This is a genomic window from Variibacter gotjawalensis, assembly GCF_002355335.1.
Taxonomy (GTDB): Bacteria; Pseudomonadota; Alphaproteobacteria; order Rhizobiales; family Xanthobacteraceae; genus Variibacter; species Variibacter gotjawalensis.
Map to the genome: position 1 here is coordinate 224,473 of NZ_AP014946.1, position 21,886 is coordinate 246,358.

General features: G+C 63.9%; 22 protein-coding genes. 16 read left to right on the forward strand and 6 right to left on the reverse strand.

From position 1 onward, the window contains the following. The first annotated feature begins 61 nt into the window (after positions 1–61). Positions 62–1,771 (forward strand): GGDEF domain-containing protein, encoded by a 1,710-nt coding sequence (locus tag GJW30_RS01025; protein ID WP_096350608.1) that lies wholly within the window; start codon positions 62–64, stop codon positions 1,769–1,771. A 3-nt stretch (positions 1,772–1,774) separates the two neighbouring features. Here the strand turns inward: GJW30_RS01025 and GJW30_RS01030 are convergent, their stop codons facing one another. After that, positions 1,775–2,386 carry an NIPSNAP family protein gene (locus GJW30_RS01030; protein ID WP_096350611.1) on the reverse strand — a complete coding sequence of 204 codons (612 nt, stop codon included), beginning with the start codon at positions 2,384–2,386 and terminating at the stop codon, positions 1,775–1,777. Positions 2,387–2,555: 169 nt separating this feature from the next. Between GJW30_RS01030 and GJW30_RS01035 the strand changes: the two genes are divergently transcribed. Beyond that, entirely contained in the window at positions 2,556–3,311 is a 756-nt protein-coding gene (locus GJW30_RS01035; RefSeq protein WP_096350614.1) for an SDR family NAD(P)-dependent oxidoreductase, read from the forward strand. Then, positions 3,311–4,201, forward strand: coding sequence for a DMT family transporter (locus GJW30_RS01040; RefSeq protein ID WP_096350616.1), 891 nt, complete (start codon positions 3,311–3,313; stop codon positions 4,199–4,201). The genes GJW30_RS01035 and GJW30_RS01040 overlap by 1 nt, the downstream gene beginning before the upstream one ends. Before the next feature lie 229 nt (positions 4,202–4,430). On the opposite strand, the gene GJW30_RS01045 is transcribed toward GJW30_RS01040, so the two are convergent. Continuing rightward, positions 4,431–5,498: an ABC transporter ATP-binding protein gene (locus tag GJW30_RS01045; protein ID WP_096350618.1), complete on the reverse strand. Its 1,068-nt coding sequence runs from the start codon at positions 5,496–5,498 to the stop codon at positions 4,431–4,433. Positions 5,499–5,756: 258 nt separating this feature from the next. Here GJW30_RS01045 and GJW30_RS01050 point away from each other — a divergent pair, with 258 nt between their 5' ends. From GJW30_RS01050 to recR, 4 genes are all read left to right on the forward strand, one after another. Further along, a complete protein-coding gene (locus GJW30_RS01050; RefSeq protein WP_096358584.1) occupies positions 5,757–6,728 on the forward strand; it encodes a 2-hydroxyacid dehydrogenase in 972 nt (323 codons plus the stop codon). A gap of 6 nt (positions 6,729–6,734) precedes the next feature. Beyond that, a complete protein-coding gene (locus GJW30_RS01055; RefSeq protein WP_096350621.1) occupies positions 6,735–7,403 on the forward strand; it encodes an AprI/Inh family metalloprotease inhibitor in 669 nt (222 codons plus the stop codon). A gap of 55 nt (positions 7,404–7,458) precedes the next feature. Then, a complete protein-coding gene (locus tag GJW30_RS01060; RefSeq protein WP_096358585.1) occupies positions 7,459–7,950 on the forward strand; it encodes an MmcB family DNA repair protein in 492 nt (163 codons plus the stop codon). A gap of 100 nt (positions 7,951–8,050) precedes the next feature. Continuing rightward, positions 8,051–8,656 (forward strand): recombination mediator RecR, encoded by a 606-nt coding sequence (gene recR / locus GJW30_RS01065; RefSeq protein WP_096350623.1) that lies wholly within the window; start codon positions 8,051–8,053, stop codon positions 8,654–8,656. Here the strand turns inward: recR and GJW30_RS01070 are convergent. Both GJW30_RS01070 and GJW30_RS01075 read right to left on the reverse strand, forming a co-directional pair. Continuing rightward, positions 8,653–10,014, reverse strand: a complete 1,362-nt coding sequence (locus GJW30_RS01070) for an AmpG family muropeptide MFS transporter (RefSeq protein WP_096350625.1) — start codon at positions 10,012–10,014, stop codon at positions 8,653–8,655. The genes recR and GJW30_RS01070 overlap by 4 nt on opposite strands. A 233-nt stretch (positions 10,015–10,247) precedes the next feature. After that, complete coding sequence (locus GJW30_RS01075; protein ID WP_096350628.1) at positions 10,248–11,420, reverse strand: DNA recombination protein RmuC; 1,173 nt, start codon at positions 11,418–11,420, stop codon at positions 10,248–10,250. A 143-nt stretch (positions 11,421–11,563) separates the two neighbouring features. Here GJW30_RS01075 and def point away from each other — a divergent pair, with 143 nt between their 5' ends. The 5 genes from def (at position 11,564) to GJW30_RS01095 (ending at position 14,598) form a co-directional block, all read left to right on the forward strand. Further along, complete coding sequence (def, locus tag GJW30_RS01080) at positions 11,564–12,079, forward strand: peptide deformylase (RefSeq protein WP_096350631.1); 516 nt, start codon at positions 11,564–11,566, stop codon at positions 12,077–12,079. A gap of 17 nt (positions 12,080–12,096) precedes the next feature. Beyond that, on the forward strand, positions 12,097–13,023 hold the full coding sequence (gene fmt, locus GJW30_RS01085; protein WP_096350633.1) for a methionyl-tRNA formyltransferase: 927 nt from the start codon (positions 12,097–12,099) through the stop codon (positions 13,021–13,023). A 56-nt stretch (positions 13,024–13,079) separates the two neighbouring features. Beyond that, a complete protein-coding gene (gene truA / locus GJW30_RS01090) occupies positions 13,080–13,760 on the forward strand; it encodes a tRNA pseudouridine(38-40) synthase TruA (RefSeq protein WP_245408765.1) in 681 nt (226 codons plus the stop codon). Positions 13,761–13,825: 65 nt separating this feature from the next. After that, positions 13,826–13,987, forward strand: a complete 162-nt coding sequence (locus GJW30_RS22475) for a hypothetical protein (RefSeq protein WP_207227146.1) — start codon at positions 13,826–13,828, stop codon at positions 13,985–13,987. A gap of 11 nt (positions 13,988–13,998) precedes the next feature. Next, entirely contained in the window at positions 13,999–14,598 is a 600-nt protein-coding gene (locus GJW30_RS01095) for an SCO family protein (protein ID WP_096350638.1), read from the forward strand. On the opposite strand, the gene GJW30_RS01100 is transcribed toward GJW30_RS01095, so the two are convergent. Next, positions 14,589–16,478: a glycosyltransferase gene (locus tag GJW30_RS01100; protein WP_130364691.1), complete on the reverse strand. Its 1,890-nt coding sequence runs from the start codon at positions 16,476–16,478 to the stop codon at positions 14,589–14,591. The genes GJW30_RS01095 and GJW30_RS01100 overlap by 10 nt on opposite strands. A 128-nt stretch (positions 16,479–16,606) precedes the next feature. Between GJW30_RS01100 and GJW30_RS01105 the strand changes: the two genes are divergently transcribed. Together GJW30_RS01105 and GJW30_RS01110 are read left to right on the forward strand one after the other, a co-directional pair. Next, the gene (locus GJW30_RS01105) at positions 16,607–17,464 is read left to right on the forward strand and encodes a transporter substrate-binding domain-containing protein (RefSeq protein ID WP_096350643.1); all 858 of its coding nucleotides are present in this window, start codon (positions 16,607–16,609) and stop codon (positions 17,462–17,464) included. Between the two features lie 182 nt (positions 17,465–17,646). Next, a complete protein-coding gene (locus GJW30_RS01110; RefSeq protein WP_096350646.1) occupies positions 17,647–19,281 on the forward strand; it encodes a lysine--tRNA ligase in 1,635 nt (544 codons plus the stop codon). 217 nt (positions 19,282–19,498) lie between these two features. Here the strand turns inward: GJW30_RS01110 and GJW30_RS01115 are convergent, their stop codons facing one another. After that, entirely contained in the window at positions 19,499–20,962 is a 1,464-nt protein-coding gene (locus GJW30_RS01115) for an ATP-binding protein (RefSeq protein WP_096350648.1), read from the reverse strand. Between the two features lie 320 nt (positions 20,963–21,282). On the opposite strand from GJW30_RS01115, the gene rpmH reads away from it, so the two are divergent. Continuing rightward, positions 21,283–21,417 carry a 50S ribosomal protein L34 gene (gene rpmH, locus GJW30_RS01120; protein WP_096350650.1) on the forward strand — a complete coding sequence of 45 codons (135 nt, stop codon included), beginning with the start codon at positions 21,283–21,285 and terminating at the stop codon, positions 21,415–21,417. Positions 21,418–21,458: 41 nt separating this feature from the next. Next, complete coding sequence (rnpA, locus tag GJW30_RS01125) at positions 21,459–21,878, forward strand: ribonuclease P protein component (protein ID WP_096350652.1); 420 nt, start codon at positions 21,459–21,461, stop codon at positions 21,876–21,878. The last annotated feature ends 8 nt before the right edge of the window (positions 21,879–21,886 follow it).

Below are 21,886 nucleotides of genomic sequence, written 5' to 3' on the forward strand. Positions count from 1 at the left end.
TGCATGCGATCCTGACCCCATTGATCGACTACTAGTTGCGCTATTTCAGGACTGCAATTTTATGCTCACAATTGACACGCACACGATTTCCGAGCGCAGCCGTAAAGTCGGGATGACGGTTACCTCGTGGCTGACCTGCGGATTGATCTCCGTGATGCTGATGTGCGTTCTCGCAACATTCCTCTACATCGACAGACAGCAGAGCGACGTCGCTCAAGTTCGCTTACAAACGCATGCGATGATGCGCATGCAGCACAGCATCGCGTGGACGCATTTGGCGGTGCTCGAACTTGTTCTGCAGCATAGCGATCAAACCGATTTCGGCGCCTATTCGCGGGCGCTGAATGTGCTCAACACGCAAAGTTCCGATGCACTGCCGAAAATGACATGGCGCGGCACCGCGACGGTCCCGACGAGCGAAGTTCTCGAGACGCTCAAATCTCACTGGGCCGAGATCATCGCGGCGCTCAATGTCGGACAGCCTGATCGAGCGCGCGCCGTGTATCTGACCCGCGACGTATCCGGCATTGCGTCGAACCTGCTCAAGACGATGACGATCGACATCGATCGCTATAAGGAGGTCATCGGCGATACGCAGCTCCGCATCCAGAACGCAACAACTCTCGCGCTGATCCTGCAAATTCTGTCGGGCATTTTCTGTATATGCGCCTTTGCCGCCACCGCGCGCACCGGCGCGCGTGACGCCAAGGCGCGCGATATCGCGGTCTGCGCCGCAAACGCGTCACGCGAACAGGTGACACAGCTTTTCGAGATGACCGAGATGCTGCAGAGCGCGACCGAGCGCTCAGATGCCAACGTCGTGTTGCGATCGGCCGCGAGCGAGTTGATGCCTGACTTTGGCGGCGCGCTGTACGTTTTCAACAATTCGCGCGATCGCCTCACGCTCTCGACGACGTGGAACCAGGCCGGCGAGGATTTGCCGGATTCGATCGGGCTGCAGCAATGCTGGGCGATGAAGCGCGGCAAGCCGCACATCAACCGCGCCGACGGCAAGAAGCTCAGCTGCGAGCATCACACGGGCAATCTCGACGTACTCGAAATTCCGATGATCGCGCGCGGCGAGATTCTCGGCTTGCTGCAGATATTCGCGAGCGGCGAAAACGCGGTCGAGCGGCTGCAACAGCAAATGGGGCTAGGCTCGGCGCTCGCCGACGCGATGTCGCTCGCCCTCGCCAACATCTCGCTGCGCGACAAGCTGCGCAGCCAGGCGCTGCGCGATCCGCTGACCGGCCTCTACAATCGCCGTTACATGGAGGATGCGCTGGAGCGCACGGTGCGGATGACCGACCGCGAGAAGCAGGAAGTGTCGGTCATCATGATCGACCTCGATCACTTTAAGCGGCTCAACGATCAGCACGGGCACGCGAAAGGCGACTCGGTCCTGCGCGACACGGCCGCCGTCATCATGAGCCAACTGCGCGATACCGATATCGCATGTCGCTACGGCGGCGAGGAGCTGATCGTCGTGATGCCGAACTGCGACCTCGACGCGGCTGCGCAAAAAGCCGAATCCTTGCGTGCCGCCATCGAGGCTCTCTCGGAGCCGAACGGCGCCAAGGTTTCGGCATCGCTGGGTGTCGCTGCGATCCCGAGCACATCACACGCCGTCCGCGACATGGTGGCGAGCGCGGACGCGGCGCTCTATCGCGCGAAACAGGACGGGCGCAATCGCGTCGCCCTCGCCTCGCGCCGCGACGAGCCCGCCACGGAGCTGCCCGAGAATGTCACGCGGCTCGAAGCCGCGGAGTGACGCTTACTTAATCGGCGAAAACGGAGCCGGCACGTAAATGTCGCTCCGCTGATCCCACAGCGTGTTCTCGCCGCCGCCCTTCGGCGGCCAGATGCCGTCCTTGATGGCGCCTTGGCGAACTTCGTAACGCTTATCGAGGCTCGGATACGGCCAGATGTGCAGGAAGCGGGTCTGCCGCCCGCTCACCGAGTTCATGCAAGTGAGCAGTGGCGAACGCTCAAGCCGTGCGGGCAGCGCCTCCTTCCAGCGCTCGATCGTGCTCGCCGCCTTGCCGGGCTTCAGCAGATAGGTTCGCACCTCGAAAAACGGGCCATACGTCCCGGGCTGCAAAGGCTTCAGGAACGGCAGCACCGCATAGGTGTCGCTCTCGCTCGAATTCGTCCATTCGCCGACGCCGTATGGGTCCTCGCTCTCCACGATCCCTTGGCGATAGTCGGCCGCCGCCTGCGCGGAGGCATGCTCGCGGATCAGCAGGATCTGGTTGAGGTTGCCGATCTCGCTCTGCCAGCAGGCGAGAAGCTTTCCGGGCGCCGCCGGAGCCGTCTCGGCGAGCTTCGCCATAGCCTTGCCGGCGGTCGCCGGCCTGATCGTGATCAGCGTGACGTCGTATTGCATCCCTGGACCCTTCGTTTCCGTTCTTGGAGCCGAAACTAAGCCGACCGCGCGACGCGACGCAACGCCGCTTGCAAAGCCGGTTGAAGCGCATCCGGCATGCGGATTTATTGGGTCGCCAGCGGGTATTCCATTCGCTAGACAACCATAAATCGCCTTGGGGAGCCTTCACGTGAGCACGAAGTTCGATCTGTCGGGAAAATTCGCCGCCGTCACCGGAGGCGCGCAAGGCATCGGCCGCGCTGTCGCCGAGCGTTTCCTTGCCTCCGGCGCCAGCGTAGCGATCTGGGATCGCGACACCGCACTCGCCGAAAAGACCGCGAAGGAACTCTCCGCCAAGGGCAAAGTCATCGCGGTCCAGGTCGACCTGACGAAACTCGCCGAAGTCGAGCGCGCGCGCGACGAGACCGTGAAGGCCTTCGGCCGCATCGACATCCTGGTCAACAACGCCGGCATCGCGGGCCCGAACGCGAAGACGTGGGAATATGACCCGGCCGCGTGGGCGCAGGTGATGTCGATCAACGTCGACGGCCCATTCTACTGCTGCCGCGCAGTCGTGCCCGGCATGATCAAGAACGGCTACGGCCGCATCGTCAATGTTGCTTCGATCGCCGGCAAGGAAGGCAACCCGAACGCTTCCGCTTACTCGGCGTCTAAGGCCGCCGTGATCGCGCTGACGAAATCGCTCGGCAAGGAGCTCGCCGGCTACGACATCGGCGTCAATTGCGTGACACCGGCCGCCGCCAAGACAGCGATTTTCGATCAAATGGCGCAGGAGCATATCGACTTCATGCTCTCCAAGATTCCGCGCAACCGCTTCGTCCAGGTCGACGAGGTCGCCGCTGTCATCACCTTCTGCGCCTCGGCGGATTGCTCCTTCACGACCGGCGCTGTCTTCGACGTTTCGGGCGGCCGCGCGACGTATTGATGAGTACCACGCTCCCGTCCGATCCAGACCTTCAGCGCAAGCAGCGCCTGAAGGGCATTCTGCTTATGATGGGAGCGGTGTTCTTCTTCGCGTGTCTGGATTCGACCGCGAAGTATCTCAACAACTACATGGACACCGCGCAGGTCGTGTGGGCGCGCTACACCGCCGCCTTCCTGCTCGCATTTCTGTTCGTCAATCCGTTCACGTATCCGGGTCTGACCCGGACATCGCGGCTGCCGCTGCAGATTGGGCGTTCGATCCTACTGCTCGCGTCGACCGTGCTGAATGTCATCGCGCTCCGTTATTTGCGGCTCGATCAGACGGCATCGATCCTGTTCTCGACTCCGTTCATCATCGCGCTGCTATCCGGCCCATTGCTCGGCGAGAAAATGTCGCGCAAGCGCTGGGGCGCGATCATCGTCGGCTTTCTCGGCGTGCTCGTCGTCGTGCGGCCCGGCATCGGCGGCATGCATCCGGCAGCTCTGCTCTGCGTACTCGGCGCGATGTGCTATGCGACCTACTCGATCGCGACGCGTCTTTTATCGCGTACAGATTCCAGCGAGACGACGCTGTTCTATTCGAACATCGTCGGCATCGTGGCGCTCAGCTTCATCCTGCCCTTCGTCTGGACCCCGCCGCAGAGCTGGTTCATCGCAATGCTGATGGTGTTTATCGGTGCCGCCGGAGCCTTCGGGCACTATCTGCTGATCCTCGCCCACCGGCTCGCGCCGGCAGCCGTCCTCGCGCCGTTCGGCTACACGCAGATCGTCTGGATGATCGCGTCCGGATTCATTTTCTTCGATCAGCTGCCGGATCGATACACCTTGATCGGCGCATCGATCGTCATCGGCTCCGGACTGTATTTGCTCTTCGCCGAACGCAGGCGTTGAATTCGCACTATCGACCGTCGTCACCTGAAAATCCCGCGGGCTGTCATCCCGGCCAAGCGAGCTGTGCTCGCGCGAGCCGGGATCCAAGTATCCCTGTCTAGGCTTGGGGTGCGTGGATCCCGGATAGCCGCGTTCGCGGTTCGCTTCGCGAGCTCCGCGCACTTTGTTCGCCGCGAACTCGCGGCTTCCGGGATGACAGCTGAAAGGATGCAGCCCGTGCGTGATCCCTTTACGCTACCAACCGCTTGCCGCCGTCGGCGTCGTCGAACAAATGCACCAACTTCGGATCGGCCTTGAGGCGGATCTTATCGCCCGGCTTGAACATGTGGCGTTCGCGGAACACCGCGATCACGTCTTGACCGCCCATGCTGGCCGCAACCTGCACTTCCGAGCCGGTCGGCTCGACGACATGCACGACCGCTTCCGCGCCGTCATCCGCCAGCACGAAATGCTCCGGACGCACGCCGCAGGTGACAGCGCGCCCACCCCACGCAGCCGGAGCCGCAACCGGAAGCGTTACATCGCCGGGTCCGACGAAATTCGTCGAGCCGTTCGCCTTCACGGAGCCCTTGAGGAAGTTCATCGCCGGCGAGCCGATGAAGCCCGCGACGAATGTGTTGACCGGATTGTCGTAGAGATCGAGCGGCGCGCCGATCTGCTCGACGATACCGTCATGCATGACGACGATCTTGTCGGCCATCGTCATCGCCTCGATCTGGTCGTGCGTGACGTAGACGGTGGTCGTCTTCAGGCGCTGATGCAGCTCCTTGATCTCGGTGCGCATCGCGACGCGCAGCTTGGCGTCGAGGTTCGACAACGGCTCGTCGAACAGGAACACCTGCGGATCGCGCACGATCGCGCGACCCATGGCGACGCGCTGGCGCTGGCCACCGGAGAGCTGACGCGGATAACGATCGAGATACGGCACGAGCCCGAGGATCTCGGCCGCCGGCTTCACGCGCTTGTCGATCTCTTCCTGCGGCGCATTCTTCAACTTGAGCGAGAACGCCATGTTGTCGCGCACCGTCATATGCGGATAGAGCGCATAGTTCTGGAACACCATCGCGATGTCGCGCTCTTTCGGCGGCATGTTGTTGACGACACGCCCGCCGATCGAAATTTCACCCGATGTGATGTTCTCCAGCCCGGCAATCATCCGCAGCAGCGTCGACTTGCCGCAACCCGACGGGCCGACCAACACGACGAATTCGCCGTCGCTGATGGAAACATCGACCCCGTGCAGCACCTTGGTCGCACCAAACTGCTTACGAACGTCCTTGACCAGGACTGGCGCCATACTCGCTCCTCCTACACGCGCGGTGCCGTTGTTGTTCCGGCCCTGCGCTGCCTCTGATTGTGGCGCGCATTGTTCCTAGCTTCCGCGTTGAAACGCAAGCCAAAAAGCCGCGAGCTTATCCCCGGCGCGACCTTGACAGCGACGCCGTCATCATCCGCGAAAATCGCCGGCACGGCCTTGGCAAATGCTCTCCGTCACCGCATGGTGCGCGCCCGAAAGCCGCACAAAATCAGCGGCACCGCGGAGGAGAGCGTTAGAATGGCCGGCGAGAAGGCAGCGGTATTGGTCCTTGGCCCCCCGAAGAAGATCATCGTCGAGGGTTTGGCGGAGGATTTTCACGTTCATCACATCTTCAATCCGAAGGATGTCGATGACGCCTGGCTGACGAAACACGGCGCGTCGATCGTCGCTGCGGCTCACGCCGGCCCGCCCGGCGCCGTCAACGCCGCCATGATGGACCGCATGCCGAACCTGAAATTCATCTCCAGCTTCGGCGTCGGCTACGACCACATCGACGCCAAGCACGCGGCAACCCGCGGCGTCACCGTCACCAACACACCCGATGTGCTGAACGAAGAAGTCGCCGACACGGCGCTTGGCCTGCTGCTCTCGACCGTCCGCGAATTTCCGCAATCGGAGCGTTTTCTCCGCGCCGGCAAGTGGCCGGGTGGCGATTACCGCCTCACCGCATCGCTGCGCAATCGCACGGTCGGCATGGTCGGCCTCGGCCGCATCGGCAAGGCGATTACGCGCCGTCTCGACGCGATGAACGTGCCGGTCGTGTACCACACGCGAACGAAGCAGCCGGACGTCGCCTATCGCCACTACGCGAACCTCGTCGAGATGGCCAAAGACGTCGATGTTCTTCTTGTCATCACGCCGGGCGGCGCGGCGACCAAGAACCTCATCAACGCAGAGGTGCTCAAAGCCCTTGGCCCCGACGGCATCCTCATCAACATGGCGCGCGGCACCGTGGTCGATGAGGCGGCTCTGCTCGATGCCTTGAAGAACGGCACGATCCTCACCGCCGGCCTCGATGTGTTCATGAATGAGCCCGAAGTCCACCCGGATCTGATCGCCAACGAGAATATCGTGATGTTCCCGCATCTCGGCTCGTCGACCAAACCAACCCGCGCCGCAATGGAGCAGTTGGTCGTCGACAATCTGCGGGCGTGGAAATCCGGCAAGGCGCCGCTGACGCCGGTGCCCGAGACACCCTGGAAAGGCTGACGATTGATGCGTCTGCTCATCGTGATGATAGCTCTGATCGCGATGGCGGGCGCAGCAACCGCGCAGGAACCCCCGCGCGCGCTGATCGGCACCTGGGAGATGTCGAACGCCGAACGTGACCGCAGCTGCCAGCTGACGCTGAAGAACACCCCCGCCGGTCAAGGCTTCGCGCTCGAATGGGACAAGCGCTGTCTCGAGATTTTCCCGTTTCCGCGCGAGGTCGTCGCCTGGAAAATCGGCGCACGCGAGGCAATCGCGCTGATCAATGCACGCGGCCAAAGCGTGCTCGAACTCACCGAAGTCGAAGGCGGCCTCTATGAAGGCGAGCGGCCCGGCCAAGGTCTCGTCTTCCTGCAGAGCGTCGCCAGCACCGCCGCCGAGCAGCGCAAGCCCGAAGAGCTGATCGGTGACTGGGCCTTCGCACGCGCAGAAGGGCCGCCGCTCTGCCACATCACGCTGATGAACACGCCGGGCACCCGCGAGACTTACGCGCTGCGCGTCAAACCGGGCTGCGACGAAGGCATCGCGAGGCTCGGCCTCAATTCCTGGCGGATCGACCGCACGCAACTCCTGATCGCGCCGCAGCGCGGCGACAGCTGGCGCTTCGAGGACACCGACGGGCGCTGGCGCCGCATTCCGACGCGGCCGGATTCGTTATTGCTGACAAGACCCTGACGCCGGGCCGCATTCGCGTGTTCACGTTCCGCCCCGGCCGTGGCATGGTCGGTTGATGCTCATCGAGTCGCTGACAACCACAACGACAATCATCCGCGACGGCCGTCAGTCGCCGACCGCCTTGCTGGTCGCGCGCGGCACCTGCCGCCTGCTGCGCCAGCTGGGCTTCGCGGCCGTCCCCGAGATGCCGCTCGCCTCCGGCCGCCGCGCCGATCTCGCCGCGCTCGGCCGCGACGGTGAATTCTGGATCGTCGAGATCAAATCCTCGATCGAGGATTTCCGCGTCGACCAGAAGTGGCCCGAATACCGCTGGCATTGCGACCGCCTGTGGTTCGCCACCGCGCCGCACGTGCCGATCGAGATATTTCCCGAAGACGCGGGCCTCATCGTCGCCGACAGCTACGGCGCCGAGATCATCCGCGACGCGCCCGAGCACAAACTCCCGGCCGCCACCCGCCGCAGCATGCTGCTGCGCTATGCGCGGCTCGCCGCCTCGCGCCTGCACGGGTTGTCGGATCCTTCGGTCATCGGAGATCTTGAACTCTAAGCATGATCCCGAAAAGTGGACACCGGTTTTCGGATAGGATCATGCTTCAGAAAGAATCGAGGCTATGTTTCCCGATTCTTCAACGGGAAACATAGTTGAGATGCCGAAGGCTGTTGCGGGTCCCGAGATTGAGCGGCTGATCCAGCTGCTGGCGCGCCTGCCGGGCCTCGGCCCGCGCTCGGCGCGGCGTGCTGCGCTGTTCCTCATCAAGAAGCGTGAGCCTTTGATGGCGCCGCTCGCCGGCGCTCTGCAAACGGCGCTTGAGACCATCACGGTCTGCAACACCTGCGGCAACGTCGATAGCCAAAACCCCTGCACGGTGTGCAGCGATCCGCGTCGCGATGACAATGTGATCATCGTCGTCGCCGACGTCGCCGACCTCTGGGCGCTCGAACGCGCCACCGCCGTCAATGCGAAATATCACGTACTCGGCGGCACGCTCTCGCCGCTTGACGGCGTCGGCCCGGACGACCTCACCATCGGCGCATTGGTCGAGCGCGCGCATGCGCCCGAGGTCACCGAGGTGATCCTCGCGCTCAACGCGACCGTCGATGGGCAGACGACGGTGCACTACATCACCGACCTGCTGCACAGCGCGAACGTGAAAGTGACGCGCCTCGCGCACGGCGTGCCGGTCGGCGGCGAACTCGATTATCTCGATGAGGGAACGCTCGCCGCCGCGATGCGGCAGCGCACGCAGATTTAATCATCCGCCGCCACGACGCGGACGGGGCCGAGCTGCGCGAAATGCCCGCGCGCCTGCAGGATCGCGAGCAACACGAGGCTCGGTATCGCGACCAGCGTCGACAGCACGAAGAACAGCGGCCACCCGGTGCGCGCCGCGACATACCCTGCGCCCGCTGAAAGATACGTGCGCCCGACCGCCGCGAGCGCGGTCAGCAATGCGAATTGCGTCGCCGTATGCAGCGGCGAATTGCACAGCGCGGAGAGATACGCGACGAAAATCACGGTGCCGATCGCGCCGGTGAAATTCTCCGCGATGATCGCGGCCGTCAGCGCCCAATGATTGAGCCCGACGAACGCGAGCCACGAAAACACGAGGTTCGAGATCGCCTGCAGAAATGCGCCGATCCACAGACACGTCGTCAGCGGCAAAGCGCGCGCGACATAGCCGCCCGCGAAGCCACCGACCAGCGTCGCGATGAGCCCGACGCCCTTCACGAGATTCGCGTAGTCGGTCCGCGTGAAACCAAGGTCGATCACGAACGGCGCCGTCATCGTGCCCGCGAATGCATCGCAGAATTTGTAGAAGATGACGAACACCAGCACGACGATCGCCATCTCGCGGTTGAGAAACTCGTTGAACGCGCCATAAGCCGCCTTCGCGACACGGCCGACCGGATTTTCGCTCGCCCGCGCAGCCTTCACCTCGTCGCTTTCATGCGGCTCGGTCGCGATGAGCGTCGTGACGATGCCGATGCCGACCAGCGCCGCCATCGCGGCGTAACTCCACTGCCACGCGGCCGTTTTGCTGAAGCCGAGCCACTCGAAGCCGGTGACGACGTAAAGCGCGCCGACGGTCGAAGCCAGCATGCCGATACGATAGGCCGCGACGAAGGACGCCATGCCGGCCGCCTGCTCGCGCTCTTCCAGCGTTTCGACGCGGAACGCATCGATGACGATGTCCTGCGTCGCCGACGCTGCGGCAACGAGCAGTGCACCGAGCGCGACGAACCACGGCGAGGCCGCCGGATTCTGCACGGCAAGGAACAGGATCGCGGCCGCCAATAGAAGCTGCGCGAAGACGAGCCAGCCGCGCCGCCGCCCGAGCACGCGCGAGAGCACCGGCACGTCGAGCCCGTCGACCACCGGCGCCCAGAGGAATTTCAGCGTGTAGGGCGTGCCGACCAGCGCGAAGAGGCCGATGGTACCGAGATCGACACCGGCTTCACGCATCCAGATCAACAGCGACGACCCAGACAACGCGAGCGGAAGGCCCGACGCGAAGCCGAGCATCATAACGATGAGGACACGCGGCTTGAGATAAACGCTGAGCGTTTCACTCCAATGCGGCTTTGCGGCCGGGGAAGACGTCGCGGTCATGCCGGCCGCCCCCTCTCCCGCTCACCCCCGCGAAAGCGGGGGTCCAGCCCGCGTGCGTCAGCACGCTCAAACAACGCGGTAGCGTTCTCGCTAGGCCAAGTTACCGCGCCCTGCCGGGCGCTCGCTGGATGCCCGCTTTCGCGGGCATGAGCGGAGCGAGTGGCAAAGGCTTTTTGCGATCCCATACGCTCAGGTAGCAAAATGCGCTTTGAGTCGCTATGCGGCTGCCCAAATCACTCGGCGGCGTCGCGCCGCAGGGGCCGCGGCAGCGCCAAGCCGGCCTCGCGCGGCTCCTCGAAATCGAGTTCGTTGATCCGCGTCGCCCGCTTTTCGATCTTGTCGCGCGACAGCATGATCTGCCGCACATCCTCATTCGCTTGCCCAAAATGGCGCTGCAGATTGACGACGCGCTCGTTGAGCCGCCCGAGATCCTGCATCAGATGGCCGACCTCGGTCTGAATCTGGCTCGCCGCCTCGCGCATCCGCGCATCCTTCTGAATTTGCTGGACGACCTGGATCGCCAGCATAAGCAATGCCGGCGAAACCAGCACGACGCGCGAGCGGTAAGCCTTCTGCACGATGTCGTCGAACGCATCGTGCAGTTCCGCGTAAACGGACTCGGACGGCACGAAAATCAGCGCCATTTCCTGCGTCTCGCCCGGAATGAGATAGCGCGCGACATCGCCGACATGCTTGCCGAGATCGGCGCGCAGCCGCTGCCCGGCGCGCTTGCGTTCGTCGTCGCTCTTCGCTTGACCGAAGGCCGTGATGGCTTCGAGCGGAAACTTCGAGTCGATCACCAGTGGCCGCTCGTCGGGGAGAAACACCACGCAATCGGGCCGCAAGCCGTTCGAGAGCGTGTGCTGAAACGCATAGGCGTTCGACGGCAAGCCATCGCGGACGATCGCTTCCATCCGCGCCTGCCCGAAAGCGCCGCGCGCCTGCTTGTTGGCGAGCACTTCCCTCAACGACGTTACCTGCGTCGAAAGGTCCGAGATATTCTTCTGCGCATTGTCGATCAGCGCGAGACGCTCATAGAGATGCCGAAGATTGTCGGTCGTCTTGTTGGTGGTCGCTTCCATCGACTGGCCCAGCCGATGCGTCACCGAATCGAGCCGTTCACTGACCGAACGAGCGAGTTCCGACTGCTGGCTCGCGAACATGTCGCCCATATTCTGCATGCGGCCGGTCATTTCCGACTGGATGCGGGCAACCTCGCCCATCCGCTGCTCGAGTTCGAGCGCGAGAAGCTGGCGCTCGGTCGCCTCCAGCTTGCGGTTGCTCGCCGCCCGCGATGCCGCGATCGCGATCCAAAGAAGAAGGAGCCCGGCAAGCATCACGCCGCCCGCCGTCACCATCGCGAGCGTCACCTTCGTGCCGCCGACAATCCAGAGAATCTGATCCATGCGGCGAACATAACGTGATTCGCCTCTCAGAACGAATAGAGAACAATCGGATGGTTAATGTCCGTTCGCCTCATCCACTGCTGCCAAAGCCTGAATGATCGCAACCAATTGACCCGCGCGATCGAACGAAATACATCGCCCGCATGGCGATCCGCCCCCTAGTCATCTTGCCCGACGCGCAGCTGCGCCAGGTCTCCGAACCGGTCCAAAAGATCGACGCCGACATCAAGCGTCTGATCGAGGAGATGTTTGAGACCATGTACGACGCGCCCGGCATCGGCCTGGCCGCGATCCAGGTCGGCGTGCCGAAGCGCGTCGTCACGATGGATCTGTCGCGCGGCGAGGAAGAGCGCGCACCGCGCGTCTTCATCAATCCGGAGATTGTCGAGAGCTCGGAAGAGCTTTCGAGCTACGAAGAGGGCTGCCTCTCGATTCCAGAGATTCACGAAGACGTCGAGCGACCTGCCCGCGTCCGCGTAAAATATCTCGACGAGAAAGGCGCCGCGCAGGAAATTGAAGCCGACGGGCTGCTCGCGACCTGCCTGCAGCACGAGATCGACCACCTCAACGGCGTGCTCTTCATCGATCACATATCGAAGCTGAAGCGCGACCGCATCGTGAAGAAATTCGTCAAGGCCGCCAAACGCGCGGCAAGCTAACAACGCGCGGGGACCACATGCGCGTCATCTTCATGGGAACGCCGGACTTCGCAGTCGGCACGCTGCTCGAAATCATCGGCCAAGGCCATGAGGTCGTCGCGGTCTATACGCGCGCGCCGCAGCCGGCTGGCCGCGGCATGGATTTGCGCCCCTCGCCGGTCGAGCGCGAAGCACGCCGCTTCGGCATCGAAGTCCTCACACCAAAAACACTGCGCACCGAAGAAGCAGCCGCGACCTTCGCGTCGCATGCGGCCGATGTCGCGGTCGTCGTCGCTTACGGCATGATCCTGCCGAAAGCGATCCTCGATACGCCGCCGCTCGGCTGTCTGAACCTCCACGGCTCGTTGCTGCCGCGTTGGCGCGGCGCAGCGCCGATCAATCGCGCCGTCATGGCGGGCGATAAGGAAAGCGGCGTCTGCGCGATGTGGATGGAGGAGGGCCTCGACACCGGGCCGGTCGGCCTCGCCGAACGTGTCGCGATCACGCCGGATATGACGGCAGGCCAGCTGCATGACGCGCTCGCGCGTCTCGGCGCCGACCTGATGGTCCGTGCACTCGGCGCACTGGCGCGCGGCGGCCTGCAGTTCACGCCGCAGCCCACTGAGGGCGTCACCTACGCGCACAAGATCGAGAAAGCCGAAACGCGCATCGATTGGACGAAGTCCGCGGCCGACGTGCACAACCACTGCCGCGGCCTTTCGCCGTTTCCGGGCGCCTGGTTCGAGCTGCCAAGCGACAGCGGACCCGTGCGCATCAAGGCTTTGCAAACAACGATAGCGCACGGTTCCGGCACACCCGGCGCCGCACTCGACGACTCACTCACCATCGCTTGCGGTGACGGAGCGATCCGCCTCGTCACGGTGCAGCGCGCCGGCAAGCAGCCGATGAGCGCCGCGGATTTCCTGCGCGGCACGGCTGTCCGCGCCGGCACGACGGTCGCGTAGCCGTGCGCTACAAAATCACCATCGAATACGACGGTGCTCCCTTCGCGGGTTGGCAGATGCAGGCGAGCCTTCCCTCCGTGCAGGGCACGCTCACCGACGCGATCGAAGCCTTCTCGGGCGAGCGCGTCACGGTGCAAGGCGCCGGCCGCACAGACGCCGGCGTTCACGCGCTCGGCCAAGTCGCGCATTTCGATCTCGCCCGCGATCATGATCCCGGCACTGTGCGCGACGCCGTCAACGCGCATCTCCGCCCGCATCCGGTCGCGATTGTCGCGGCGGAACGCGCGGCGCCGGATTTCGACGCACGTTTCTCGGCGCGCGCGCGCCATTATCTCTACCGCATCGTCGACCGCCGTCCGGACCTCGTGCTGGAACGTGGCCGCGCTTGGCGCGTGCCGCGCACGCTCGATGTGGCCGCGATGCATGCGGCCGGTCAGCGCCTCCTCGGCCGCCACGATTTTACGGCTTTCCGCGCCGCCGAGTGCCAGGCGAACTCGCCGCTGCGCACGCTGGACCGGCTTGATGTGGTCCGCGTCGGCCACGTCGTCGAAATCCGAACCTCGGCGCGTTCGTTTCTGCACAATCAGGTGCGTTCGATGGCAGGCTCGCTCGCCAATGTCGGCGAAGGCCGCTGGACGCCGGACGATCTCGCCGACGTCCTCGCCTCGCGCGATCGCAGCCGCTGCGGCACCGTTGCACCGCCGGACGGGCTCTACTTCGTTGCGGTCACATACTGATGAGCACCGCGATAAGCGGTTGCCCGGACCGAGCCGACCCCATAAATCGTGTTAGCATGACGGTAATGACCACCGAGAACGCTACCGAACGAGCCTATTCGCGCGCAACGCTCGTCGCGGGCGCTGCGCTGACCGTGTTCATCGGCGGCGGGCTGTTCCTGTGGGCGCGCCACGGCAGCGCCGTCTTCCACGAGATCATCGTGGCCGGCCTCGCCCTCTGCTTCTGATCGCTCCCGATATGAAACCAGCGACCTCCCGCATTCTTCTGATCGCCGCCGCCTTCACGGTCGGCCTCGTCAGCATGCTTGCGGTCGTCTTCGTGCTGACCGGCCGCACGCCCGCGCCGGTGATCGCGACCGCTTCGGCTGTCGGTGGGCCGTTCACGCTGACCGATCACAACGGCAAGAAATTTTCTGCCGACGATCTCAAGGGCAAGCCGTTCCTGATGTTCTTCGGCTTCACGCATTGTCCGGACATCTGCCCGACAAAGCTCTTCGAAGTGTCTGAATTGATGCGCGCACTCGGCCCTGCGGCTGACAAGACCGCTGCGCTGTTCGTCACCGTCGATCCGGAACGCGACACGCCCGACAAGCTCAAGGATTATATGTCGAGCTTCGACCCGCACCTTGTCGGGCTCACGGGCACGCCGGCCGAAATCGAAGCCGTGCTGAAATCCTTCCGCGTCTACGCCAAGAAAGTTCCGACGCAGGGCGAGGACTACACGATGGACCACACCGCGCTGGTCTATCTGATGGATCGCAACGGCAGGTTCATCGCGCCCTTCAAGCTCGATCGTAAGCCTGAAGACGCAGCCGCAGAGTTGAAGCGCTACCTCTGAGCGCGCCGCGACGTGCGCGCAAGGCCGTGGTCGGTCTTCTCCCAATAAAAGCGCCTGGAGAAAAATTGTCCGAGCGCCCGCCACGCCGCGAGCGATAGCAGCGCCCAATAGGCCGGCATGCGCGCGACGAGCAGCGCGCCGCTGCGCCACGTGAGCAACTCGCGGCGCCGCAGACCTTCGAGCTTGACGATGATGCTGGCCACATAGCCGAGACCAAGTGCCGAGAAATGGAACGCCACGACCCAACCGGGCAGCGCGTCGAGACGTAATAGACTTGGTGCGAGCAGGCCGATGCCGATCAACACCCAGGCAACCGGCTGGATCAGCACCGCGAACACGATGCCGAACAGAAAGAAGTGCAGGCCAAGCGCGCCGCGCACCCCGAGCTCCCGCACCAGCCGCGCAGGGTTTCGCGCATGCACGGCCCAGGTCTGCATCCAGCCCTTGAACCAGCGCGTTCGCTGCTTGATCCAGGCCATCGGCAGCGCCGGCGCTTCTTCATATGTCGAAGACGAAGCGATCGCGGTGCGATAGCCGAACCGCGCCAGCCGAATTCCGAGATCGGCATCTTCCGTGACGTTGTATGGATCCCAAGCGCCCACATCGCGAAGAATTTTCGTACGCGCATGCGTCGAGCTACCGCCAAGCGGGACCGGCATGTCGCGCGCCGCGAGCGCCGGCAGGATCACATCGAAATGGCCCGCATACTCGGCGGTGAAGACGCTCGGCAGCCAGCCGTCGTCGCTGTTCTCGATGGTGAGTCGGCCCTGAACGCAGGCCAACATCTCCTCTTCATCGGCCGCGAAAATCGCCGCGACTTCGCGCAGTTGACCGGCCTCCGGTTTGTCCTCGGCATCGAATACGACGACATAGTCGCCCCGCACATACTGGAGCGCGGCATTGAGCGCCTTGGGCTTCCCGCGTGGCGGCGGCATCGATGCCAATACGACCTCGTAACGTGCGCCTAGCTTCAGCGCCGCAACCGCATCGCGCATCGGGTAGTCGTCAGGTTCGAGCGCGAGAATGATCTGCAGCTTCTCGCGCGGATAGTCGATGGCTTCGAGAGCCGCGATCAACTTCGGCAAGATATCCGTTTCGCGATAGAGGGCCGCTATGATCGTATAGAGCGGAAGATTGTTTGTCAGCGGCGGCGCCGTCGGACCGGCATGTCTCAGGAACGACAGACGCTGCACCGCGCCTGCGATGAACAATGCGGAAAGCGAAAACAGCAACGTATGCGCGACAAGCTGCGGCGCCGCCAAAAAGCTCAGCACCGCCAGCATCACGAGCACGATCGGCCCGACGAAACGATTCGGCATTGCGGCTGAAAATTCCGGCGCAGTCTCGCGCAAGCGCTGCGCCGCAAGGCTGTGCAAACATTGAACACTGTGCCGTTCGACAAAGCGGCGCAGCCGCTGCGGCGTCGTCAGCATGAAGCGTTGGCGTATCGCGGCGCTCGCCTTCGCTCGCCCGATGATGGCGCGCATCCACAAGCCGGGCTTCGCGACCGCCCACCGCAGCACATCGCCATCATAAATCGGCAACAACCCTTTGCGCGCCGCATCAAACAACGCTTCGTCATCGAGCGGGCACAGCGCGCGCGGTACCTTATCGAGATCGACGAAGTCGAGGCCGATCGCATCGGCCTGCGCATACGTATACGGATCGGGCGCAATCTCACCGGAGGCGAGCAACACTTCGTCTGCGCCGACGCCCAGCCGTCGCGCACGCTTTTCGACCTCGGCGAGTCGTTCGCTCGTGAACCATCGCCTGACGCAATCGATCTCCACGCATCGCGGCGCGGCCCCGGAATCCGTGAACGGTCGCGATACCGCCGCATCGGGCTCCGCACGCGATTTCACCAGCGGTGCAACCGGCACCTCGACCACTTCCTCGCACCTCACAACAGCGAGAAGACACCGGCCCCTCACTCAGAGGATCGGTTTTGGGCCGCAGCCGGCTCTTGTTGGGATTGCGAAAAACTATAAGCTCGCGCGCCGTGCCAGCAATGTTACTAGTGACAATACTCATCGCATTCGCGTTGGTTCAGACGCCGAGCGCGCACGCGCAAAACGCAAGCGCACCCGCTGCCGCGCAACCTGCGCCGTCGACACCGAGTTTCTTCGATCCGAAACGGCGGCAGGACCGGCCCGATCTGCCGGCGAACACCATCATTCGCTTCATCACCGAAACGGATTATCCGCCGTTCAACTATGCGGGGCCGGACGGAAACCCGGTCGGCTTCAATGTCGATCTCGCGCGCGCGATCTGCGAGGAACTTAAAGTCGCCTGCACGATCCAGATGCGCCGCTTCGATACGCTGGCGGACTCGGTCGCCGACAATCGTGCGGATGCCGCAATCGCGTCGATGGCGGCGACGACGGACCTCCGCCGCCGCCTCGATTTCACCGACCCGTACTATCGCTCCGCCGCGCGCTTCGCCTCGCGCCGCGACAACGCACATCCCGTGATCACGCCCGAGGCCCTCAAGGGCAAACGCGTCGCCGTCGTCGACGGCACCGCGCATGAAGCGTTTCTGAAAGCCTTCTTCACCGACGCCGAGGTCAAAGCGATGGCGAACGCCGACGAGACGCGCAACGCGCTCAAAGCCGGCGATGTCGATTTCGTCTTCGGCGATGCGGTTCAGCTCGCCTTCTGGCTCAACGGCGAAAGCTCCGGCAATTGCTGCGCTTTCAGCGGCGGCCCGTTCACGGAAAGCCGTTATTTCGGAGGCGGCATCGGCATCGCGGTCCGTCGCGGCAACGACACCATGCGCAATGCGCTGAATTGGGCCCTGTTCCGATTGTGGGACAGCGGCCGCTATTCCGAGCTCTGGCTGCGCTATTTCCCGGTTTCGCCCTACTAATTGCTCCAACTTTCGTCATGGCCCGGACAAGCCGGGCCATGACGAAGACCTGTATGTCTCCCTAGCGTTTTTGGCTGCCAGACCCCTGGGTTGCTGCCCCGCAACGAAAACGTTTGACCTCGGCGCTCCCGGTTTTTACAGCAAAGCGCGCGCTCGATAGACCGGGCGCCCGGAGTTACCGAATGTCGACCCTCGAAGCCGCCGCTGCCGATTTGCGCAGCCTTGCCGAACAGTCCAATGCCTGGCCGTTCGATGAGGCGCGAAAACTCGTTGCCCGGCTGAAGAAACGTCCGAAGGACGTGGTGCTGTTCGAGACCGGCTACGGGCCATCCGGCCTGCCGCATATCGGCACCTTCGGCGAGGTCGCGCGCACCACGATGGTGCGTCACGCCTTCCGCGTGCTCACGGACGACAAGATCAAGACGAAGCTGCTCTGCTTCTCTGACGACGTCGACGGCATGCGCAAGGTGCCGGACAACGTGCCGAATCAGGAGCTTTTGCAGCAGCATCTCGGCCGCCCGCTGACGCGCGTGCCCGACCCGTTCGGGCAATACGAGAGCTTCGGGCATCACAACAACGCGATGCTCCGCCGCTTTCTCGATGCCTTCGGCTTCGAATACGAATTTGCCTCGGCGCTCGACTACTACACGTCCGGCCGTTTCAACGATGGCCTCGTGCGCATGCTCGAGAACTACGACAAGGTCATGGGCGTGATGCTGCCGACCTTGCGCGAGGAGCGCCGCAAGACCTACGCGCCGATTTTGCCGATCCATCCGGAGAGCGGCGTTGTCATGCAAGTGCCGATCGATGAGGTACATGCGGATCGCGCGACGGTCGTCTGGCACGAGCCCGAAAGCGGCAAGCGTTGGGAAACCTCCGTGCTCGACGGCGGCTGCAAGGCGCAATGGAAGCCGGATTGGGCGCTGCGCTGGGCCGTGCTCGACGTCGACTACGAAATGTCCGGCAAGGATCACATCGACAACGTGAAGACGAGCGGCAAGATCTGCCGCATCCTCGGCGGTACGCCGCCAGAGGGCTTCAACTACGAACTCTTCCTCGACGAGAACGGCCAGAAGATATCGAAGTCGAAGGGCAACGGCATCACGATCGACGAGTGGCTGCGTTACGCGAGCCCCGAGAGCCTGTCGCTGTTCATGTATCGCGACCCGAAGGCCGCGAAGCGTTTGCACTTCGATGTCATCCCGCGCAACGTCGACGACTATCAGCAGTTCCTCGACGGCTATCCGAAGCAGGAGCTGAAGCATCAGCTCGCCAATCCGGTCTGGCACGTTCACGCCGGCGCGCCTACGCCGCGCGACATGCCGATCTCGTTTGCGATGCTGCTCACGCTCGTCTCGTCGTCGAACGCCGAGAATGCCGACACGCTGTGGGGCTTCATCGGCCGGTATCGTCCGGGCGTAACGCCGCAGACACATCCGCATCTCGACGCACAGGTGAAATACGCGATCCAGTATTTCCGTGACTTCGTGCTGCCCGAGAAGAAGTTCCGCAACGCGACCGAGACCGAGCGCGCGGCACTGAAGGATTTGCGCGATGCGCTCTCGCAGCTTCCGGCTGACGCGACCGCCGAAGCGATCCAGGATATCGTCTACGAGATCGGCCGCCGCGAGCCGTTCCTCGACCACAAGAAGAAGGCGAAGGACGGTCAGCCGGGCGTCTCGCTCGACTGGTTCAACATGCTGTACCAGGTGCTGCTCGGGCAGGAGAAAGGCCCGCGCTTCGGCTCTTTCGTCACCGTCTACGGCCTCAACAACACGGTCGATATGATCGACGGCGCGCTGGCCCGCAGCGCTTAAGCCGTTTTCACCTGGCCGAGAAACGCCGAACCATCGCGGCGAATTCCCATCCCTCCCCCGCCGGGGGAGGGTCCGCGCGTAGCGCGGGGGTGGGGGCTAAAGGCACTATCGTCTCAGCGAAACCCCACCCGTCCGCCTTCGGCGTCCACCCTCCCCGTCAGGTCCCTTCGGGACCCGGGGAGGGATGGAGTACGCGGCAACGCACGAAGCTTAAGCGCTAAGCCCTCGCGGACTTCCGCCGCGCCGTGAGATCCACGGCGCGATCCGGAATCGTGAAGCGGAAGGTCGCGCCGAGCGTGCCTTCCGCGAGCCCGATCTCGCCGCCATGCGCGCGCACGAGTTCGGCAACGATCGCGAGGCCGAGACCCGAACCGCCCGGCCGCGTCGAGCCCGAGAACGCCTCGAACAAATGATCTTTCGCGCGCGCCGGAACGCCCGGCCCCGTGTCGGAGACTTCGATGACGACGACGGCGCCCTCGCGGCGTCCCGCGATACGCACCTGATCGCGCTCCGGATCGGGCGGTGTGCGCTCGCCGAGCGCCTGCATCGCATTGCGGCCGAGATTCATCAGCACGCGAAAAATCTGCTCCGGATCGGCGTCGATCTCGAGCCCGCGTTCGATCGACACGACGAAGCCGATCGAAAGCTCGCCGCCCGCCGCGAGCGCTTCGCGCAATTCCTCAACCACCGGCGCGAGCTCGACCATGCGCCGCTGCGGCACCGGCTCCTGCGCACCGCCGTATGACAAAGTCGACTGACAGAAATCGATCGCGCGCTCGATCGCAAACATCAGCTTCGGCGCGAAGCGCTGCACCGTCGGATCTTTCACGTCGGCGAGACGATCGGAAATCAGCTGCGCCGAGCCGAGCAGATTGCGCAGATCGTGGTTGATCTTCGACACCGCGAGCCCGAGCGCCGCGAGCCGACTCTTCTGGCTCAGCATCGCGGCGAGATCTTTCTGCATGCCCGACAGCTCGCGCTCCGCGATGCCGATTTCGTCGCTACGGCCCGTCGTAGCCATGATGTTCGCGGGGTTTTGCGGATCGCGCCGGAACGTCACCACCTCTTCGGTGATGCGCCGCATCGGGCGCACGAACAGCCAGTGCAGCGAGACGAACACCAGCACGGCAGTCGCCGTCGAGATAAACAGCGAGAGCAGCAGCACGTTGCCGGAGAAGCGCAGCATCGCATTGCGGAGCGGCGCTTCGTCGAGCACGAGTTCGATGAAGTCGCCGCCCATCGGAGCGTGTCCGACGACGCGGATCGAATCGTTGTCGCGCGAGAACAATGTCTCGAACGCGTCCGTGACAGCCTCCATCCAGGTTGCCGTCCGCAAATCGATGTCGTGGTCGACCGGCGGCAGCGTCGTCGACAGTGCGAGCAGGCGGCGCTGCTGGCCGGTCTTTGTCGCGACGGCCTTGGCGCCAACGCTGTCCAGAATTTCGCGCGCGAGGCTTTCCGGTACCGTTCCGGTCGGCGCGGCTTGCAGGACCAGCGCCGCGGTTTGCGCGGCCGCGATACGGTCACCCAGCCAGCCGAGACGGAAATTGGCGATCGCCGGAACGTAGACGAGAATTTCGGTGATCAGCACGAACAGCGTTGTCAGCACCAGGAGCTTGCTGGACAACCCGAAGCGGGCGCGCAGCGTCTCCTTGGGGGGCTCGACCGGGGTGTCCGTCAATGTCGGGGTCCGCGAAATTCCAATGGCGTTTCAGCACTCTAACACACGTTTTCGCGCCTGCATCCGCCTACGCAACGCTTGGTTGACCAATATCCTCAACCATCAGTACGGACGGCCGATGATAAAGTTACAGACCCGAGGAACATAAGCCTGGATAATCCTTGCGCCAGAGGCGTTTCGAGCGTTGACGCCAAACCCCTCGCACCGTATAAGCCCGGCAACTTCGAGCGCCGCTGGCCCCGATGGCAGTTGGCTGTTCGTGAGAATTCGACCGGCGCCCGCCATTAGGCTTGAGCGCCACCATAGCCGGAGAGTTAGCTGTGAAGCGGACCTATCAACCGAGCAAGCTCGTGCGCAAGCGCCGCCACGGCTTCCGTGCGCGCCTCGCCACCAAGGGTGGCCGTAAAGTTTTGGCTGCCCGTCGCGCCCGCGGCCGTAAGCGTCTGAGCGCCTGATTGCGGGCGGCGACGCCTCGCGCCGCCGAGAGCCTGCACCCATGGAGCGACTGCGCAAACGGTCCGATTTCCTCGCCGCCGGCAAAGGCCCGCGCGCTCCAACCCCTGCTTTCGTTTTGCAGATGCTCCGGCGTGGCGATGAAGATGCGCCGCGTGTGGGGCTGACTGTGTCCCGCAAGGTTGGCACCGCGACGGAGCGCAACCGTGCGCGCCGCCGCCTGCGTGAGATGGTGCGGCTTTCGGGCGCGGATGTTCTGCAGCCCGGGCACGATTACGTACTGATTGCACGCCGTTCGGCGCTCGAGCATCCGTTCGAGCGCCTGATGGCGGATTTACGCGGCGCCGTGCGCCGTGCCGGCCGCGACAGCGGCTCGACTGGCCGCGATAGCGGCGCGACCGGCCGCGGGGGCGGCTCTTCTAGCCGCGAAAGCGGCCCGAGCGATAAGCGCACAGCGCGATAGGGACCAAG

Excerpts from the sequence above, each read along its gene's own strand:
- GJW30_RS01025 (WP_096350608.1), top strand. The coding sequence starts at position 62 with ATGCTCACAATTGACACGCACACGATTTCCGAGCGCAGCCGTAAAGTC.
- GJW30_RS01030 (WP_096350611.1), bottom strand. The coding sequence starts at position 2,386 with ATGCAATACGACGTCACGCTGATCACGATCAGGCCGGCGACCGCCGGC.
- GJW30_RS01040 (WP_096350616.1), top strand. The coding sequence starts at position 3,311 with ATGAGTACCACGCTCCCGTCCGATCCAGACCTTCAGCGCAAGCAGCGC.
- GJW30_RS01045 (WP_096350618.1), bottom strand. The coding sequence starts at position 5,498 with ATGGCGCCAGTCCTGGTCAAGGACGTTCGTAAGCAGTTTGGTGCGACC.
- GJW30_RS01050 (WP_096358584.1), top strand. The coding sequence starts at position 5,757 with ATGGCCGGCGAGAAGGCAGCGGTATTGGTCCTTGGCCCCCCGAAGAAG.
- GJW30_RS01055 (WP_096350621.1), top strand. The coding sequence starts at position 6,735 with ATGCGTCTGCTCATCGTGATGATAGCTCTGATCGCGATGGCGGGCGCA.
- GJW30_RS01060 (WP_096358585.1), top strand. The coding sequence starts at position 7,459 with ATGCTCATCGAGTCGCTGACAACCACAACGACAATCATCCGCGACGGC.
- recR (WP_096350623.1), top strand. The coding sequence starts at position 8,051 with ATGCCGAAGGCTGTTGCGGGTCCCGAGATTGAGCGGCTGATCCAGCTG.
- GJW30_RS01070 (WP_096350625.1), bottom strand. The coding sequence starts at position 10,014 with ATGACCGCGACGTCTTCCCCGGCCGCAAAGCCGCATTGGAGTGAAACG.
- GJW30_RS01075 (WP_096350628.1), bottom strand. The coding sequence starts at position 11,420 with ATGGATCAGATTCTCTGGATTGTCGGCGGCACGAAGGTGACGCTCGCG.
- def (WP_096350631.1), top strand. The coding sequence starts at position 11,564 with ATGGCGATCCGCCCCCTAGTCATCTTGCCCGACGCGCAGCTGCGCCAG.
- fmt (WP_096350633.1), top strand. The coding sequence starts at position 12,097 with ATGCGCGTCATCTTCATGGGAACGCCGGACTTCGCAGTCGGCACGCTG.
- truA (WP_245408765.1), top strand. The coding sequence starts at position 13,080 with ATGCAGGCGAGCCTTCCCTCCGTGCAGGGCACGCTCACCGACGCGATC.
- GJW30_RS22475 (WP_207227146.1), top strand. The coding sequence starts at position 13,826 with ATGACCACCGAGAACGCTACCGAACGAGCCTATTCGCGCGCAACGCTC.
- GJW30_RS01095 (WP_096350638.1), top strand. The coding sequence starts at position 13,999 with ATGAAACCAGCGACCTCCCGCATTCTTCTGATCGCCGCCGCCTTCACG.
- GJW30_RS01105 (WP_096350643.1), top strand. The coding sequence starts at position 16,607 with ATGTTACTAGTGACAATACTCATCGCATTCGCGTTGGTTCAGACGCCG.
- GJW30_RS01110 (WP_096350646.1), top strand. The coding sequence starts at position 17,647 with ATGTCGACCCTCGAAGCCGCCGCTGCCGATTTGCGCAGCCTTGCCGAA.
- rnpA (WP_096350652.1), top strand. The coding sequence starts at position 21,459 with ATGGAGCGACTGCGCAAACGGTCCGATTTCCTCGCCGCCGGCAAAGGC.